Origin of the sequence: Mucilaginibacter sp. P25, from assembly GCF_050859465.1 — a bacterium.
Taxonomy (GTDB): domain Bacteria; phylum Bacteroidota; class Bacteroidia; order Sphingobacteriales; family Sphingobacteriaceae; genus Mucilaginibacter; species Mucilaginibacter gossypii.
The window spans coordinates 6151512-6166241 of record NZ_CP193937.1; the positions used below are offsets into that span (position 1 = coordinate 6151512).

The following is a 14730-nucleotide window of genomic DNA, read 5'->3' on the forward strand; positions in this document are numbered from 1 at the left end:
ACGAAAGCTAACTAAGTAAAAACTAACATTCTATTAATCAATATATTGAAATTAAAATCTGAAAGTATCGAACAACTTTCAGTTAAAAAAAGCGCCTTTCATGAAAAATGAAAGGCGCTTTAGGATTTAACAATTATCAATTAAGGGTTTTATCCCCAAACCTTATATCACTATAAATTAGGGTTACTTAACCAATTTGTTTAATTAAATATTAACCTGTTACATTTTTAAACCAGGACATTATTTAAGGAAATCTGATCTGCAAAAAACAGTATTATTGTTACATTAACATTTAAAAACGCTATTGCTTTTCAATTCTATTCTTCGATATTTGATTTAGTCGCGCATAAGCACCGGCTTTAACCAGTTTACCTTTTAATCAGCAAAAAATACAGGTACCTGCCCCCTGACGTACCCGTATTTTGAAGAAAAACAACCTGCAACTAAAACTATTTATTACATGGAAAAATCACGCCGTACCTTTATCAGGCAGGTCTCGTTAGCCGGGGCCGGAATTATGCTTGCCCCCAAAAGTTGGAGCGCACAAAGTTATAAACGTATCATTGGCGCCAATGACCGGGTCAGGGTTGGGGTGGTAGGCTTTTCAGACAGGCACAAAAGTTCGCACGTGCCCAGTTTCATGAACCATTATAAAGAACTCAACTTTGATGTAGTAGCCGTATCTGATATCTGGAACAAGCGACGTGAGGAAGGCTCTGCCCTCTGGAAAGAAAAAATGCAGCACGATGTAAAAGCTTACCGCAATAATGAAGAATTATATGATAGTAAAAGTGTGGACGCTGTATTCATCAGCACTGCTGATTTCCAGCATGCACGCCATGCTATTGAAGCTGTGAAGGCCGGCTGCGATGCTTATGTAGAAAAACCATTTGCCGAAACCATGGAAGATAACCGGGCTGCCTTAAAAGCAGTAAAGGAATCGGGCAAAATTGTGCAAATTGGATCGCAGCGCAGAAGCGGCGCTAATTATCATGCAGCCAATGAATTTATCAGTTCGGGCAAGTTTGGCCCTATCACCATGGTTGAGCTCACCTGGAATGTGAACCAACCAGGCCGCTGGCGCCGGCCGGAGTTATTAGGACAGCTGAAGGAACAGGATACCGACTGGAAACGTTTTATAATGAACCGGCCTTATGAAGATTTCGACCCGCGTAAATACCTGGAATACCGCCTGTTCTGGCCGTATTCATCAGGACTGCCCGGGCAGTGGATGAGCCATCAGATTGATACGGTACACTGGTTTACCGGCTTAAAACACCCGCGTAGTGTAGTTGCCAACGGCGGTATCTATATGTGGAAAGATGGGCGCCGCAACTGGGATACCATACTGGCCGCTTTTGATTACGGTCCGCTTAATGATCCTTCAACCGGCTTCCAGGTTACTTTTGGCTCACGCATGCACAATGGCGATGAGCACCCGGCCGAAATTTACTATTCAAACGGCGGTGAGCTTAACCTCATCACCAATACAGTATCGCCAAAAGGAGGTCTTACTCAAAAAATGGCCGATGCCATGCATATGAAGGCAAACCTGCTGCCTGAGATTAGTCTGGCTAATACCGAAAAGGTGGTAGCATCAGCCAATACCGGAGGTGATATACTTACTTCAAACCACGTACGCAACTGGATGGAATGCGTGCGCAGTCGTAAGCAGCCAAACGCCCCGGTTGAAGCCGGTTACAGCCATTCGATAGCCAATATCATGACCAATGCAGCTGTTCATACCGGCTATAAGGCCACTTTTGATGAAGCTACCCAGGAAGTAATGGCTAATGGAAAAGTTTTTAAATATTAATAGCCGGATAGGTCACAAACATTATTGACATTGGCTGTGCCTTGCCATTAGCGCACAACCTTTTTTAACCTTACATCAATCAATGAAGATCATAAAAAAACTGGGGCTTGCCGTTGCCGCAAATATGCTATTGTTTCCTGTAGTACAAGCTCAAAAAGCCGAACCGGTAAGGCTGGTAAAAACAACAAATAATAAAATAGATATCCTGATAGGTGGAAAACCCTTTACCAGTTTCCTTTATCCGGATAGTTTAGAAAAACCCGTTCTTTACCCTTTGCGGTCGGCAAACGGCACATTGGTGACCCGCGGCTTTCCGCTGGCCCCTCGGCCTGGCGATCCTACAGATCATCCGCATCACATAGGGTTATGGTTTAACTTTGAAAACCTGAACGGTCTTGATTTCTGGAATAACTCTTATGCCATACCGGCCGCTAAAAAGAGTGGTTATGGTTGGATTCGAACCGACAAAATTTTGGAAACAAAAGATGGCACAAAAGGCATACTGGCCTATCATGCAAACTGGACAGATCAGCAAAAACAAGTAATACTGGAAGAGCAAACCCGCTTTGAATTTAGCGGAAATGCCCGGGAACGGATCATTGACCGTGTAACTACGCTTACTGCGGATAAGGACGCTCTTTTTAAAGATGCCAAAGATGGCATGCTTGGCCTGCGTCTGGCCCATGAGCTGCAAATCCCTGACCCTGCCGACCAGAAATTTACTGACGATAAGGGTAATGTTACCATAGTAAAAGGTGGCACTGATAAAGTTGCCAACGGTACTTACCTCACCAGCGAGGGCAAAACAGGCAATGATGCATGGAGCACCCGCGGCGTATGGTGCAAGGTATATGGTAAAATTGGAACCGATTCGGTAAGCGTTACCATTATCGATCATCCTCAAAACCCTAATTATCCTACTTTTTGGCATGCCCGTGGCTACGGCCTGTTTGCAGCCAATCCGCTGGGCGAAAAGGTGTTTACCAATGGCAAATCTGAAAAGAACCTGACTTTAAAGAAAGGCGAATCGGTAACATTCAGGTATCGGATCATCATACACAATGGCCCGCAAACTAACAGCGCTGCGCAATTAAACCAGGCTGCGGAGGCTTTTAAGTCATTTAAATAGCATCACCATATCAAACAAACCAGTCCGGGATATTTATCAGGATTACATTTTATCATTTTTAAATATCCCGGCAGGTATGTCATTTCCCGCCGAGCCCGGCGTAAGGTTCAGGTACTTATGGGGTTGTTGCTTTTCCATTTTAATCTCTACCAGTAGTACCTTTCCTGTTTTTTGAATATTTTTTCAGTCAGATTGTTTGTTATTGCCGGGATCAGTTCGTTAGAAATATAGCCCATATAGCCCTCATTTTCCTTGATAAGGGAATTACTCAAAAATTTGCCCTCAATATTTTCTATCAATTTTGCGCCCCTTGCCCATTACTGTCGCCCTGTTTTAAATCATCATTGTTAACGCCGCGTTTCTTCTTAGGCATCTGCGGACCAAAATTCATTTTACCGAAATTGTAGGCAAAGCTAACGCCAAAAGATCTGAACGGCACTGAGAACCTGCTGCTTTGACTAAGCGGGCCGCTATTAATATTGGAGGTAAAGTCTTTATAATCCTTAAATGGCTGCGTAATGTTCAAACCAATCGTTCCGCGTTTTTTCCAAACATCATGCTTCAAACCTATCACCCATAAATTGAAAGATGGGTTTGTTCCCTGAAAAGTTCTCCTTGCCGAGTTCTGGATCAAAAAAGTTTCGGCAGACAAAGCCTTGTTTATTTTTACTGTTCCGCTAATGAAGGCATTGTACTGAACATAGGTAGATTGGCTTGCTTGCTGAAGGCTGCTGATCACCTGCGGTTTATAGGTAAACGCATTAACGTTGCCCCGTATGGTGAGGACCTTGAACAGTTCTGTTGAGCCAAAGAAGGTTACACCAACGGAATTATTGTTACCCACGTTAAGGTAATTGGTGAGGGAAACATCCCTGGTAACCGGGTTCCCGTTATTATCCACCGTGGTGTAAGGCACTGTACGTACATAGCTTTCAATAATATCATCGGTCTTCCTATAATAAACGGAGGCATTGATAACACTGCTTTTGATGAAGGTAGAATAAGTCATTTCCACGGTCTGCGTAATTTCGGGCGACAATTCCGGGTTGCCCTGCGTTTGGTTGAGAGGGTTGCTGGTATTCAGAAACGGGTTTAAATATTGCAGGCTCGGCCGCTGGATACGCTTACTATAGCTTAGTTTCAGCGTTTGGGTAGGCGTTAAAGCCTTTGAAATCACAAAGCTTGGAATAAAATTGGTATAGGTATTATCAAAAGGTGCCAGGCCGGCCCTTACATTGCCCGAATTTCCATTAATTTTTGTATGCTCTAACCGGGCACCTGCCTGTACAGTAAAACCATCTTTCAAATTTGCAGTAAGCAAGCCGTAGCCCGAGTACACGTCCTGGTCGTAACTATAGGTGTTGGATGTGGCCGTATTAAATACGTACGCGCCTGAAGCATCCGGATTGAAAAAATCGTATTCGCTGGAGATCCTCCTTAAAATACTTTTCGCACCTGTTTCCAGCTTAAATACCTTGCTGACCGGTAGTACGTAATCCAACTGGTAAGTATACTCGTTATTGGTACCGTTATTAACCGCACGCTGGTTTTGGGTAAAAGCAGAATATTCTGACAGATAGTTTACATCTGATGTACCATGTGTCCATTGAAAAGCAAAGCTTAATTCTTCACCTTCCTTTTTAAACTTATGAGTAAAATCGTTATTCCAGTCAAAGTTGGAGACTTTGAATTCGTTGCTTGTTAAGGCTGTATAATCGATATTTCCCTCTGATGCAGAATTATTGCTATTTACCGAGTTACCTTTATTTTTAAATGCCCCTCCCCTTAGGCTAAAAGTAGAGTTAAACGTGTTTTGATCATTAAAATCATATCCCAAAGATGCCGAGCCATTAGTAAAATGACGATTTGATGTACTTTGCCCGTTTGACGAGGATGATGTACCCAGCTCGGTATTTCGACTGCTGAAGGATTGATAGGTGGTTTGCGGCCATCCAACGTTATAACCCAGGTTAGCTGTAATGCTTAGTTTATTTTTGTTGAAATTGATATTCCCGCTCTCATTGTTTTGACGGGTGCCTATACCCATATTGATGGAGCCGCTTACACCGGCAACCTCCTTCTTCTTGGTAATAATATTGATGATGCCGGCCGAACCTTCCGCATCGTATTTAGCCGAGGGCGCCGTTATCACTTCAATATTCTTGATCTGATCGGAAGGCATGGATTTCAAAACGTCGCCCGCGTTGGTTACCAACGCTCCTGAAGGCTTGCCATTGATCAGTATCCGTACGTTCTGATTTCCGCGGAGGGAAACATTGCCGTCCATGTCAACCGAAACCATGGGCACTTTGCGCAAGATATCAGAAGCATTGCCGCCGGCACTGGTCACATCTTTTTCTGCATTAAAAACTAATTTATCAATGTGGTTCTCCACCAGGGCTCTTTGCCCGGTAACCTGAACATCAGCCAGCATCTTAGCGCTTGGCGAAACGATAATCTGCCCAAGGTTTCTGTCGGTTTTGGCTCCCGTTAAAACAACCCCGTCAATTGTTTTGGTGGAGTAACCTATAAAAGCGATTTGGACGCGATAAGTTCCCGGCGCCACACCAGTGATTTTGAAACTCCCTTTCTGATCTGCCAGGCTACCGTTCACTGGAGCAGTTGTACCAGCTTTAAATAAGCTTACTGTCGAATAGTCCAGTGGCTTTTTAGTCAGGGAGTCTATTACGGTTCCGAAGATAGTTCCATTACCCATAGGGGCACCTGATGGCGGGCCTGCGGGCTGTTGGGCTTGCACAGTCCCTGCTGCCAATAAAAACCAGGTTATCAGTTTCAATGCCCGCAGGCTCGTTGTATTTTTTAAGTTGAACTTGTAATTTTCAGTTCCCATATTCGAGATTTTGAAACAAAACAAAGTAAATACATTGATCAAAATCTGCAGAATAGACGGATCGGCCTTAATAATAGACCAAATGAACGTTAGAGTCTATGCCCTTGTGATTGGAGGAATTTTCAATAAAAGCTATAGATCAAAGTTGCCATTCTGTCTATTAATTCCTGTAAACCATCTATTCCTAAAAAAAATAAAAAAACATTTTGTCATTTGCAGCATCCCGGTGAGATGGGATTTAGTTGATTACTGTATTTGATACAGTATGGTGCGTTTTGCCTGAGAAACAAAACGCACTTTTTTTCCGCTATTTTTATGGTAAAATTCGCGATATGGCTTTTTCAGGCTTAAAGAAGATCTTTTTCTCAGTTCACTTTTATATAGTGGCCTGTTTATTAGCGTTAATGTTATTCCCATTATCCTGGCCCTTGAAACTCCCCGGTGAATTTTGGATCAAACAGGTATTGATACATTTGGTATGGGCAACATTATTCTATGCCAATCTGTTTTATTTTACGCCCCAATTGATTTACAAAAACAAGGCTGTATTATTTGTTCTTTTGATGATAGCTATTCTCGTCTCCGTTGTGTACTTAAACAATTGGTTAGATGAAGTAACCGGCTGGAAAGCTGTATTTACCAAAGTTTACAAAAACCCGGCTAAAAAATCATCTGACGATAATCATGTTTATAATTACTGGACTATCATAACTGCACTTGTTTTACTCGGAGTGAGCACAATCATCGCGGTCTCCAGGAAGATCAAGGCCGATCAGGAAGCCTTCCGTGCCACTGAACAGGAAAAAATCAGCTCAGAGCTTTCTTTTTAAAAGCGCAGATCAATCCGCACTTCTTTTTTAATATCCTGCATACCATTTATGCACTCGCCGATAGCAACCCCGTGGCGTCTAAAGATGCGGTTTACACGCTTTCGCATATGATGCGTTATGTTATTTATGAAACCAAGAACGATCTGACCGACCTGGAAAAGGAGATCAAATTTATTGAGGACTATATCAAACTGATGAAGCTGAGACTGAGCGATGATGTACAGATCATTTTTGAAAAACAAGTCAACCTAAAAAATCATGAAATAGCCCCCATGCTTTTCCTGCCATTTGTTGAAAATGCCTTTAAGCATGGCATCAGCGGTGTACACCCAAGTTACATTTATATAGAGGTCAGCCAATCTGCCGAAGAGTTGAAGCTGGAGATCAGGAATTCACTTTTTGAAGAACAAACAGCTCAGTTGGAAGATAGTAATGGCATCGGTATTGTAAATACGAAAAGAAGGCTCGACCTGCTATATCCCGGGCGCTACACATTATCGGTTGACCGCGACTCCAATATCAGGGAATTCATTGTAAATTTAACTTTCCGATTCAAATGAAAATTGACTGCATAGCTGTAGACGACGAACCGATAGCTTTAAAGCTAATTACTTCGTACATTGAACAAACCCCGTTTTTAAATTTACAGGGTACGTTCGGCAACGCTATCGAAGCGCTGAAAGCTATTCATCAACAACCCGGCCTTCAATTGATATTTTTAGACATCAGGATGGCCGACCTAAGCGGTGTTGAACTGGCAAGGATCATTGAGCAAACCGGAAAGAAAAAGGTCCGCGCGTTATATTTACAACGGCTTATGATCAATATGCTTTAGAGGGCTTTAAGGTGAACGCGTTAGATTACTTATTGAAACCGTTTAGTTTTGTTGATTTTTCAAAGGCGGCTGCCAAAGCATATGATTATTTTGAGATTTTGGAAAGCGCTCAAAATAATATAACTCCCGGAACGCCTGTTGAAAAGAACTATATTTATCTTAAGGTTGATTATCAGCTGGTAAAGGTTAATATAGCAGACATCCTTTATATTGAAGGACTTAAAGATTATGTAAAGATTTTCCTGGCGAACCAGGATAAACCGTTATTAACCCTCACAAGCCTGAAAAACCTTGAAGAGAAACTCCCGGCCAGTATTTTCCTGCGAATTCACCGCTCATTTATCGTATCCAAAGAAGCAGTCAAATCCGTTACCAAAAATTCTGTCCAGATTACAAATACTACGATACCTGTAACAGAACAATATAAAGAAGTTTTTGCCTCATTCCTGAAAGATTGGTCTTGATCATCATTTGTTGTTCATCAGGAGTTTAATATTCATGAGCCGACATAACCCTCGTTTCTCCAAAACGGCGCTGCATGTCCAATACAAATTTTACAGATCCTGCCATAAAGGAATGGAGCTTTGCATGGGTCGTAGGCGCCCATCGTACTTTTTGAAATACTTTAAGAAGCACACGCAGCAATCACCTACTGATTTCCACAGGACGGTTTCCTGAATATATCGTTTTCTTTTGGCCCCGTCGGCTTTGGGAGTAAATAAAAAAGTTAAGGACGCTAATTTTTATAAAATGAAATTTTATCAATTACTACGCCAGGGTCAATAGCCCTGATAGATAATTTGTGTGTACCGGTGGTTAATGATGGTAAATCTATTAATGCACTAACGTAATTATTTCTAATACCCTGGTTACGGTTAGGTCCATTCTCATCTTCCTTGCCATTTGACCCCGGCACTTCTGTTGTTGAAATAAATTTATTATCAACTAAAATGGCTACCCTTAATTGCATACCAGGATAAATTCTGAAAGTTGGCATAAAATCAATCCTCACCTTTGCTGAATTACCATCAGTTTTAAAATTGTAATTCAATGTTGGAGCTTTTGCATCGCCAGGTTTCCATGATAAATTAAGATTAACCGGTGTCAATGCCATAGCCCGGCCGCTATTGCCCAATCCTGGTATAACCGACCATTTTGCGGTTCCGGCTGGGGTTTGTTCATCGGCAGATGAAGCGTTTCTTGTTATATCCGCCTGAATTGCTTTTTTGGTGGTATCCGGTTTCCTGGTTTCAGCCCATGGCCATGCTACCTGGCTATTCCATGATAGAAGATTTTGACCGGTTATTGTTCCCGGCATCATATATTGCCATTTCCCCCTGCTATTTTATTATTGTAATTATTAACTTCGGATTCCAAAGCCGCTTTAAGGCGATCTATCTCGACATGATGGGTAGCTTGATTTGCGCCATAAACAATTGCCCTGTCATGCATAAATATAAGTCCGGTTTCTGCCATGATACGGGCCGGAAAACCAATCATTTCTGTATAAGGATCCTGCTTATTTAAGGGTACAGACTTTGCTACAGAAGTTTCAAGATTTAATAATCTCTGATAATCAGCTTGTAATTGCACAGCTTCGTTATCCGACAAAGAAATAGCCCAATCACGATTCATTAATTCAGGTTTTCGTACTGTGCCTAAACGATAAAATTCTGTAAGCAAGTCGTTAAGCTTAGCTACATTTTCATTAAAATGTTCTGTAAGAAATGCTTTTAAAAATTGGGGTTGTGCATCCGTCTTTTGACTTTCCGGGTTCCATGATAAGCGTGAAAAATAGTCGATCCCCAATTCCATCGGTTTAACATCACCTACGTTGATCACCCACATCGTCCGGGCCTGATTTTCCCAGGCCTTATGAAACTCTTCCCACATCAATGCCGGGGCGGTAGAATTAATCCATGTATACGAATGAGGACCACCGTAGTAAGATAAGTGCCAGTATAATCCGCTACCGCCAGACCGCTTCCTTTCGGTTGGATTCGATAAGCGGCGAATGTATCCAAAATTGTCATCTACCCAAATCAGAGTTACATCATCAGGTACTTTTAAGCCGGCATCATACACAGGCAATACTTCTTTATAAGGAACAAAACATTGAGCAACAGCCCCCCATTGTTTATTGACGTATTGATTAATAAGATCTCGCTGGTCTTTAAATACCTTTTCTAAAAGGGTTATCCTTTCAGGTATACCTGATGGTGGCGATTCCATACCACGATCATGTATACCGCGTATACCCATTGTCCAAACTGCTTCTTTGTCTTTTCTGTCCTTAGCAGTTTCTTTCCAATATTTATAAATACTATCAGGATTAGTGCTATAATTCCAGGCACCTTTAAGTTTCTCGTTCCAATGCACGTTATTATACAGCATCGGTTCGCAATGTGATGAACCTGCAACAATACCATAATGATCGGCCAAAGCTACATTCTCGGGAGTATCGCCAAATTCTTTAGACACCTCATGCATAGCAGGCCAAATATAGTTGAGCCGCAAACGCAACATCAATTCAAATAATTTTTCATATGTTTTGGGGCCAATGCCGTGTGCAAAATCCTTTTCAAAGTTTTTCCTCGCCCATTGATTTATTCCCCAGTCTTCATCATTAATAAAGATACCGCGATATTTAACTGCCGGTTCATCCCAAGTTGGTTTAGGTACGGAGATCGTAACTGTTTTTCTTTTAGCAGTAGGAACATCTGCCCACCAATGCCATGGCATACACCTATTTTCCTTGAAATTTGTAAGAGTCCATAAACTGTCCCTCGTCTATCGCTTCCAACTATAATGAGCGCTTTTTTTACACCAGGTGCGGGGTTGTTAACTATTTGCCATAATGAAGCCTCCCAACGGCCTTTAATTTTAATAATATCTTTGATCTTGTGTGCAGCTATCAACCTATCAATAGCTGGGCTTTTACCAATAGTGCCGGCAATAATCATTTCAGCGGAGGGGCGTTGCAAAGTAGTAATAGCCGGCGAAGTTCCGGCAACCTGTTTTATATCGTCAGCAAAAAAGCAAGCCGCAAGTTTCACCGCCTGGTAATCAGAATTATCAATAGCTAAACTTATACTTTTTTGAGCAGTGGCCACTGTAATATCTGTTGATTTTGAGGCTAAAGCAGTTTTTACACTCAAATTTTGAGCACTAACGCTTATTGTTGTTAAGGTTACCAGTAAATGCAGTAGCGGTGTTGCTTTTAATATACTGCGGTTATAATATTTATAATAACTTATGCGGGTATTCAAGAGTGATTTTAACATTTATAATATTGTATCATGTGACCATATTAAAAATCAACCGAACTCGTGAGTTAAACCACCAGTTTGGTTAGGTTATTAATATCCGTAATTCTGCTCTAATTTAGCGCCTTTATTCCATTTTTCAGCGGCCGTTATAGGCCGTAGTTATCGGCAGTCCTTAGGTAACTGTAATATCGGCTACATTTTTTCGCCCTATCATAAAATAACCCAGGCTGTTAATGTCAATCGGGGTTATCCAGGCAGGATTAGCATATCGCCCGCTCTATATTTGATAAAAAACAGTGAAAACTTACGCAAACGTTTGTCTTTACAGTAACAAACGTTTGCGTAGGTTTCAAGGCTCCAGGGCATAGAATTATGCATAATCTTTCCATTAAATTTTAGTTAGTTTCGGACATATTAACAGAAAAAACCAACAAATTTTTATGCGAAAACTAACCTGTCTGCTACTTTTATTATTGCCTATACAGCTTTTAGCGCAACAATTTGATGCTGTAAAAGCACTGGTTAAAAGGCGCGCTCCGTGGTTAAGCAACCATATCGTTTTTGAACCCTTAAAAAACACCAGTTCAGAAATAGTTGAACTGCAAACCATCAAGAATAAACTGGTTATCCATGCTTCAGGAGCCAATGCGGCAGCTGTTGGTATAAACTGGTATTTAAAATATTACTGCCATCGCTCTATTTCTCACATGGGTGATAACATGTCGCCCGTGTTTCCTATTCCTAATGTTAACAAAAAAGTAACCGTACAAGCTGCGGCCAAGTATCGTTATGCGTTAAATTACTGCACCTATAATTACACAATGAGCTTTTATAGCTGGCCCGACTGGGAACGGGAGCTTGACTGGATGGCGTTAAATGGTGTTAATACAATGCTTACTGTTGAAGGGATGGAAGCGGTATGGCAAAACACGCTGAGGAAAATAGGATACACTGAAAATGAAATTAACAGTTTCATTGTTGGGCCTGCTTATACCGCATGGTGGCTGATGGGAAATATTGAAGGCTGGGGAGGTCCCATGCCTCAAAGCCAGATAGACAACAGGAAGCTGATTCAACAGAAAATGATGAAGCGGATGCAGGAGTTGGGTATACAACCTGTGTTGCAAGGTTTTTACGGCATGGTGCCAAGCTCATTAAAAAACAAAAGTAAAGCACATATCATTGATCAGGGTACCTGGGGTGCTTTTAAAAGACCTGATATACTTGACCCCACTGATCCTGAGTTTAGCCGCATTGCCGGCATCTACTATAGCGAAATTCAAAAATTATACGGTAAGAACATCCATTTTTTTGCCGGCGACCCTTTTCATGAAGGTGGTAAAACGGAAGGAGTGGATTTGAAAAAAGCAGGTACCGCCATACAGGCTTCTATGCAAAATTACTATCCAGCTTCAACATGGGTATTGCAGGGCTGGCAGGATAATCCCAAACAGGCCATGCTTGATGGTCTCGATAAATCAAAAGTATTGGTACAGGAACTTTTTGGTGAGTTTACCAATAACTGGGAAAAGCGTAAGGCTTATGATAATACACCATTTATATGGTGCAGCGTTAACAATTTTGGCGAACGGCCTGGCGTATATGGAAAACTGCAGCGCTTTGCCGATGAGGTATACCGTGCCCGTAAAAGCACTTACAGCAATTATCTTAAAGGTGTGGGGATTATGCCTGAAGGCATCAATAACAACCCTCCTGATTATGACCTGATGCTTGAACTGGGCTGGCGCCAGGAACATGTAGACACCCGCAGTTGGATCGATAAATACGCTCTATATCGTTATGGTAAAAGCAATGGGCATGCAAGTAATGCCTGGCAGGGATTTTTACAAACCATTTATCAAAGCCTTCCCGGTTATCAGGAAGGGGCTGGCGAATCCATTTTTTGCGCAAGGCCCGCACTTAAAGTTAAATCAATTTCCAGTTGGGGTACGCTCACCCGGAATTATGACACAGTTGCTTTTGCAAATGCGGTAAAAGAATTTGCAAAAGCGGCGCCTGCTCTTAAAAATTCGGCTACTTATAAAATAGACCTCATCAATATGGTGCGGCAACTGCTGGCTAATAAAGGCACGCTCACATTTAATGAAATGGTAACCGCTTATAACAGCAAGAATCTGCAAACATTTAACGCAGCCAGCGCAAAATTCCTGCATATGATAAGGCTGACAGATGATCTCTTAAATACCGATCAGTATTTCAGGCTCAACACCTATCTCAAACAAGCTATAGATAACGGCAATACCGCAGAAGAAAAAGCAAACAATTTAAAAAACGAATTAATGCAAATTACCTATTGGGGTGAAAATGTGCGTACCGAAGACAATCTGCATGAGTATGCTTATAAAGAGTGGGCCGGTCTGATGGATAGCTATTACTTGCCTCGCTGGGAGAGTTATTTTGATTATCTGCGCAGCAATCTGCAAGGTAAAAACGTTCAGGAACCTGATTACTTTTCCTGGGAACGAAAATGGGTGGACGACAACCAAAAGCTAAATCCCGAAAAGCCTCAAAGGCCTTTACTGGAAGTGGTTGATGAAATTTTATCGATGTAAAACATCTCCTTTTTTAAACACGCTTTTTAAAACTAACGTCAGCTATCCGCCAAATGAAAAAAACGTTAACAGGTATTTTATTGTTTTTTATTGCATTTTCCCCTTTATATGCCCAAAAGAAAATAGGAACGGAAACACCCGAACAAAAAGCCAAACGTATGTCCTGGTGGACTAATGATCGCTTTGGTATGTTTATTCATTGGGGACTTTATTCGCAGGCGGCAAGGCATGAATGGGTAAAAAGATGGGAGCGCATGACGGATGCGCAATACCAGCGTTATTTTGATGAGTTTAATCCAGATTTGTTTAATCCCAAAGAGTGGGCAAAGAAAGCTAAGGCGGCCGGGATGAAATATGCTGTGCTTACCACTAAACATCATGAAGGGTTTTGCCTGTTTGATTCAAAATATACTGACTACAAGGCTACTAAAACCGCTGCTAAAAGAGACCTTGTAAAGGACTTTGTTGATGCATTTAGAGCCGAGGGTATAAAAATAGGTTTTTATTATTCACTGTTGGATTGGCATCACCCCGACTTTACCGTTGATGTTTTACACCCATTGCAACCGGCAAGCGAAAAGGACGAGGATTATGATAAGCTGAACAAAGGGCGTGATATGGCCAGGTACCGTACCTATATGCACAACCAGATTAAAGAACTGCTTACCAATTACGGCAAAATTGATATGCTATGGCTCGATTTTTCGTACCCTGATAATGGCAAACATGGAAAAGGGGCCAAAGACTGGGGATCTGTTGAACTCGTTAAAGAAATAAGAAAACTACAGCCCAATATTATAATTGATAACCGCCTCGATTTAAATGAATACCAGGACGGTTGGGATTACCTGACACCCGAACAGGTAAATTTATCGGAATGGGTCAAAAAAACGATTACAAAACTTATTGGGAAACCTGCCAAACATTTTCTGGTTCCTGGGGATATTTTCGGGATGAAAACAGCTGGAAAAGCACCACGCAATTAATTACGATGTTGATAGAGGCCGTAAGTAAAAGAGGCAACCTGTTGCTTAACGTGGGCCCTACTGCACGCGGTTTATTTGATAAACGTGCTAACGAAAGGCTGGATGGAATAGCTGCCTGGATGAAATATAACAGCCGCTCCATTTACGGATGTACCGAAGCTCCGGAAACCTTTGTAGCCCCGGAGCACACCCTGCTTACCTATAATGCAAATACCCGGCGCTTATATGTGCATTTGTTAGCATATCCCGGCAAAACACTTACTTTACCAGGCTACAAGGATAAAGTAAAATACGTTCAGTTTTTACATGACGCGTCGGAGATACAACAGGATAGCAAATCAAAAGACACAGGTAACGACCTGATATTAAACCTACCAGAAACCAAGCCCGATAGTGAGATACCGGTAATTGAATTGGTTTTAAATTAATGTTTGCTCATCT

The 14730-nt window shown here is 41.7% G+C and carries 13 protein-coding genes; 9 read left to right on the top strand and 4 right to left on the bottom strand.

What is annotated here, in order from left to right; translation table 11 throughout:
• Nucleotides 1–460 precede the first annotated feature (460 nt).
• Nucleotides 461–1816: a Gfo/Idh/MocA family protein gene (locus tag ACRQ5D_RS30970; RefSeq protein ID WP_091163359.1), complete on the top strand. Its 1356-nt coding sequence runs from the start codon at nucleotides 461–463 to the stop codon at nucleotides 1814–1816.
• Nucleotides 1817–1898: 82 nt separating this feature from the next.
• Nucleotides 1899–2945, top strand: a complete 1047-nt coding sequence (locus tag ACRQ5D_RS30975) for a PmoA family protein (protein ID WP_091163358.1) — start codon at nucleotides 1899–1901, stop codon at nucleotides 2943–2945.
• A 295-nt stretch (nucleotides 2946–3240) separates the two neighbouring features.
• Here ACRQ5D_RS30975 and ACRQ5D_RS30980 read toward each other — a convergent pair whose 3' ends face one another.
• Entirely contained in the window at nucleotides 3241–5796 is a 2556-nt protein-coding gene (locus ACRQ5D_RS30980) for an outer membrane beta-barrel family protein (RefSeq protein ID WP_091163357.1), read from the bottom strand.
• A gap of 428 nt (nucleotides 5797–6224) precedes the next feature.
• On the opposite strand from ACRQ5D_RS30980, the gene ACRQ5D_RS30985 reads away from it, so the two are divergent.
• From ACRQ5D_RS30985 to ACRQ5D_RS31000, 4 genes are read left to right on the top strand one after another with little or no spacing between them, the layout of a single operon-like run.
• Nucleotides 6225–6626 (top strand): hypothetical protein, encoded by a 402-nt coding sequence (locus tag ACRQ5D_RS30985; protein WP_431198715.1) that lies wholly within the window; start codon nucleotides 6225–6227, stop codon nucleotides 6624–6626.
• 44 nt (nucleotides 6627–6670) lie between these two features.
• A complete protein-coding gene (locus tag ACRQ5D_RS30990; RefSeq protein ID WP_431200905.1) occupies nucleotides 6671–7186 on the top strand; it encodes a sensor histidine kinase in 516 nt (171 codons plus the stop codon).
• Nucleotides 7183–7461 carry a LytR/AlgR family response regulator transcription factor gene (locus tag ACRQ5D_RS30995; protein ID WP_432327677.1) on the top strand — a complete coding sequence of 93 codons (279 nt, stop codon included), beginning with the start codon at nucleotides 7183–7185 and terminating at the stop codon, nucleotides 7459–7461. Before ACRQ5D_RS30990 ends, ACRQ5D_RS30995 begins: the two co-directional genes overlap by 4 nt.
• Before the next feature lie 11 nt (nucleotides 7462–7472).
• The gene (locus tag ACRQ5D_RS31000; RefSeq protein WP_432327679.1) at nucleotides 7473–7925 is read left to right on the top strand and encodes a LytR/AlgR family response regulator transcription factor; all 453 of its coding nucleotides are present in this window, start codon (nucleotides 7473–7475) and stop codon (nucleotides 7923–7925) included.
• A gap of 272 nt (nucleotides 7926–8197) precedes the next feature.
• Here the strand turns inward: ACRQ5D_RS31000 and ACRQ5D_RS31005 are convergent, their stop codons facing one another.
• Genes ACRQ5D_RS31005 through ACRQ5D_RS31015 form a run of 3 tightly spaced genes read right to left on the bottom strand, consistent with a single transcriptional unit; the run spans nucleotide 8198 to nucleotide 10745 of the window.
• Nucleotides 8198–8782, bottom strand: a complete 585-nt coding sequence (locus tag ACRQ5D_RS31005; RefSeq protein ID WP_431198716.1) for a hypothetical protein — start codon at nucleotides 8780–8782, stop codon at nucleotides 8198–8200.
• Nucleotides 8779–10149, bottom strand: coding sequence for a glycosyl hydrolase 115 family protein (locus ACRQ5D_RS31010; protein WP_431200906.1), 1371 nt, complete (start codon nucleotides 10147–10149; stop codon nucleotides 8779–8781). Before ACRQ5D_RS31010 ends, ACRQ5D_RS31005 begins: the two co-directional genes overlap by 4 nt.
• Nucleotides 10068–10745: a hypothetical protein gene (locus tag ACRQ5D_RS31015; RefSeq protein ID WP_256337353.1), complete on the bottom strand. Its 678-nt coding sequence runs from the start codon at nucleotides 10743–10745 to the stop codon at nucleotides 10068–10070. Before ACRQ5D_RS31015 ends, ACRQ5D_RS31010 begins: the two co-directional genes overlap by 82 nt.
• Nucleotides 10746–11170: 425 nt before the next feature.
• Here ACRQ5D_RS31015 and ACRQ5D_RS31020 point away from each other — a divergent pair, with 425 nt between their 5' ends.
• From ACRQ5D_RS31020 to ACRQ5D_RS31030, 3 genes are read left to right on the top strand one after another with little or no spacing between them, the layout of a single operon-like run.
• Entirely contained in the window at nucleotides 11171–13303 is a 2133-nt protein-coding gene (locus ACRQ5D_RS31020) for an alpha-N-acetylglucosaminidase (RefSeq protein WP_091163353.1), read from the top strand.
• A gap of 53 nt (nucleotides 13304–13356) precedes the next feature.
• Nucleotides 13357–14289: an alpha-L-fucosidase gene (locus ACRQ5D_RS31025; RefSeq protein WP_431198717.1), complete on the top strand. Its 933-nt coding sequence runs from the start codon at nucleotides 13357–13359 to the stop codon at nucleotides 14287–14289.
• Nucleotides 14181–14717: an alpha-L-fucosidase gene (locus ACRQ5D_RS31030; protein ID WP_431198718.1), complete on the top strand. Its 537-nt coding sequence runs from the start codon at nucleotides 14181–14183 to the stop codon at nucleotides 14715–14717. Before ACRQ5D_RS31025 ends, ACRQ5D_RS31030 begins: the two co-directional genes overlap by 109 nt.
• The last annotated feature ends 13 nt before the right edge of the window (nucleotides 14718–14730 follow it).

Bases quoted from the DNA above. Each gene is read 5' to 3' on its own strand.
- ACRQ5D_RS31015 (WP_256337353.1), bottom strand. From the start codon at position 10,745: ATGTTAAAATCACTCTTGAATACCCGCATAAGTTATTATAAATATTAT.
- ACRQ5D_RS30970 (WP_091163359.1), top strand. From the start codon at position 461: ATGGAAAAATCACGCCGTACCTTTATCAGGCAGGTCTCGTTAGCCGGG.
- ACRQ5D_RS31025 (WP_431198717.1), top strand. From the start codon at position 13,357: ATGAAAAAAACGTTAACAGGTATTTTATTGTTTTTTATTGCATTTTCC.
- ACRQ5D_RS31020 (WP_091163353.1), top strand. From the start codon at position 11,171: ATGCGAAAACTAACCTGTCTGCTACTTTTATTATTGCCTATACAGCTT.
- ACRQ5D_RS30975 (WP_091163358.1), top strand. From the start codon at position 1,899: ATGAAGATCATAAAAAAACTGGGGCTTGCCGTTGCCGCAAATATGCTA.
- ACRQ5D_RS31030 (WP_431198718.1), top strand. From the start codon at position 14,181: ATGGGTCAAAAAAACGATTACAAAACTTATTGGGAAACCTGCCAAACA.
- ACRQ5D_RS30980 (WP_091163357.1), bottom strand. From the start codon at position 5,796: ATGGGAACTGAAAATTACAAGTTCAACTTAAAAAATACAACGAGCCTG.
- ACRQ5D_RS30995 (WP_432327677.1), top strand. From the start codon at position 7,183: ATGAAAATTGACTGCATAGCTGTAGACGACGAACCGATAGCTTTAAAG.
- ACRQ5D_RS31005 (WP_431198716.1), bottom strand. From the start codon at position 8,782: ATGATGCCGGGAACAATAACCGGTCAAAATCTTCTATCATGGAATAGC.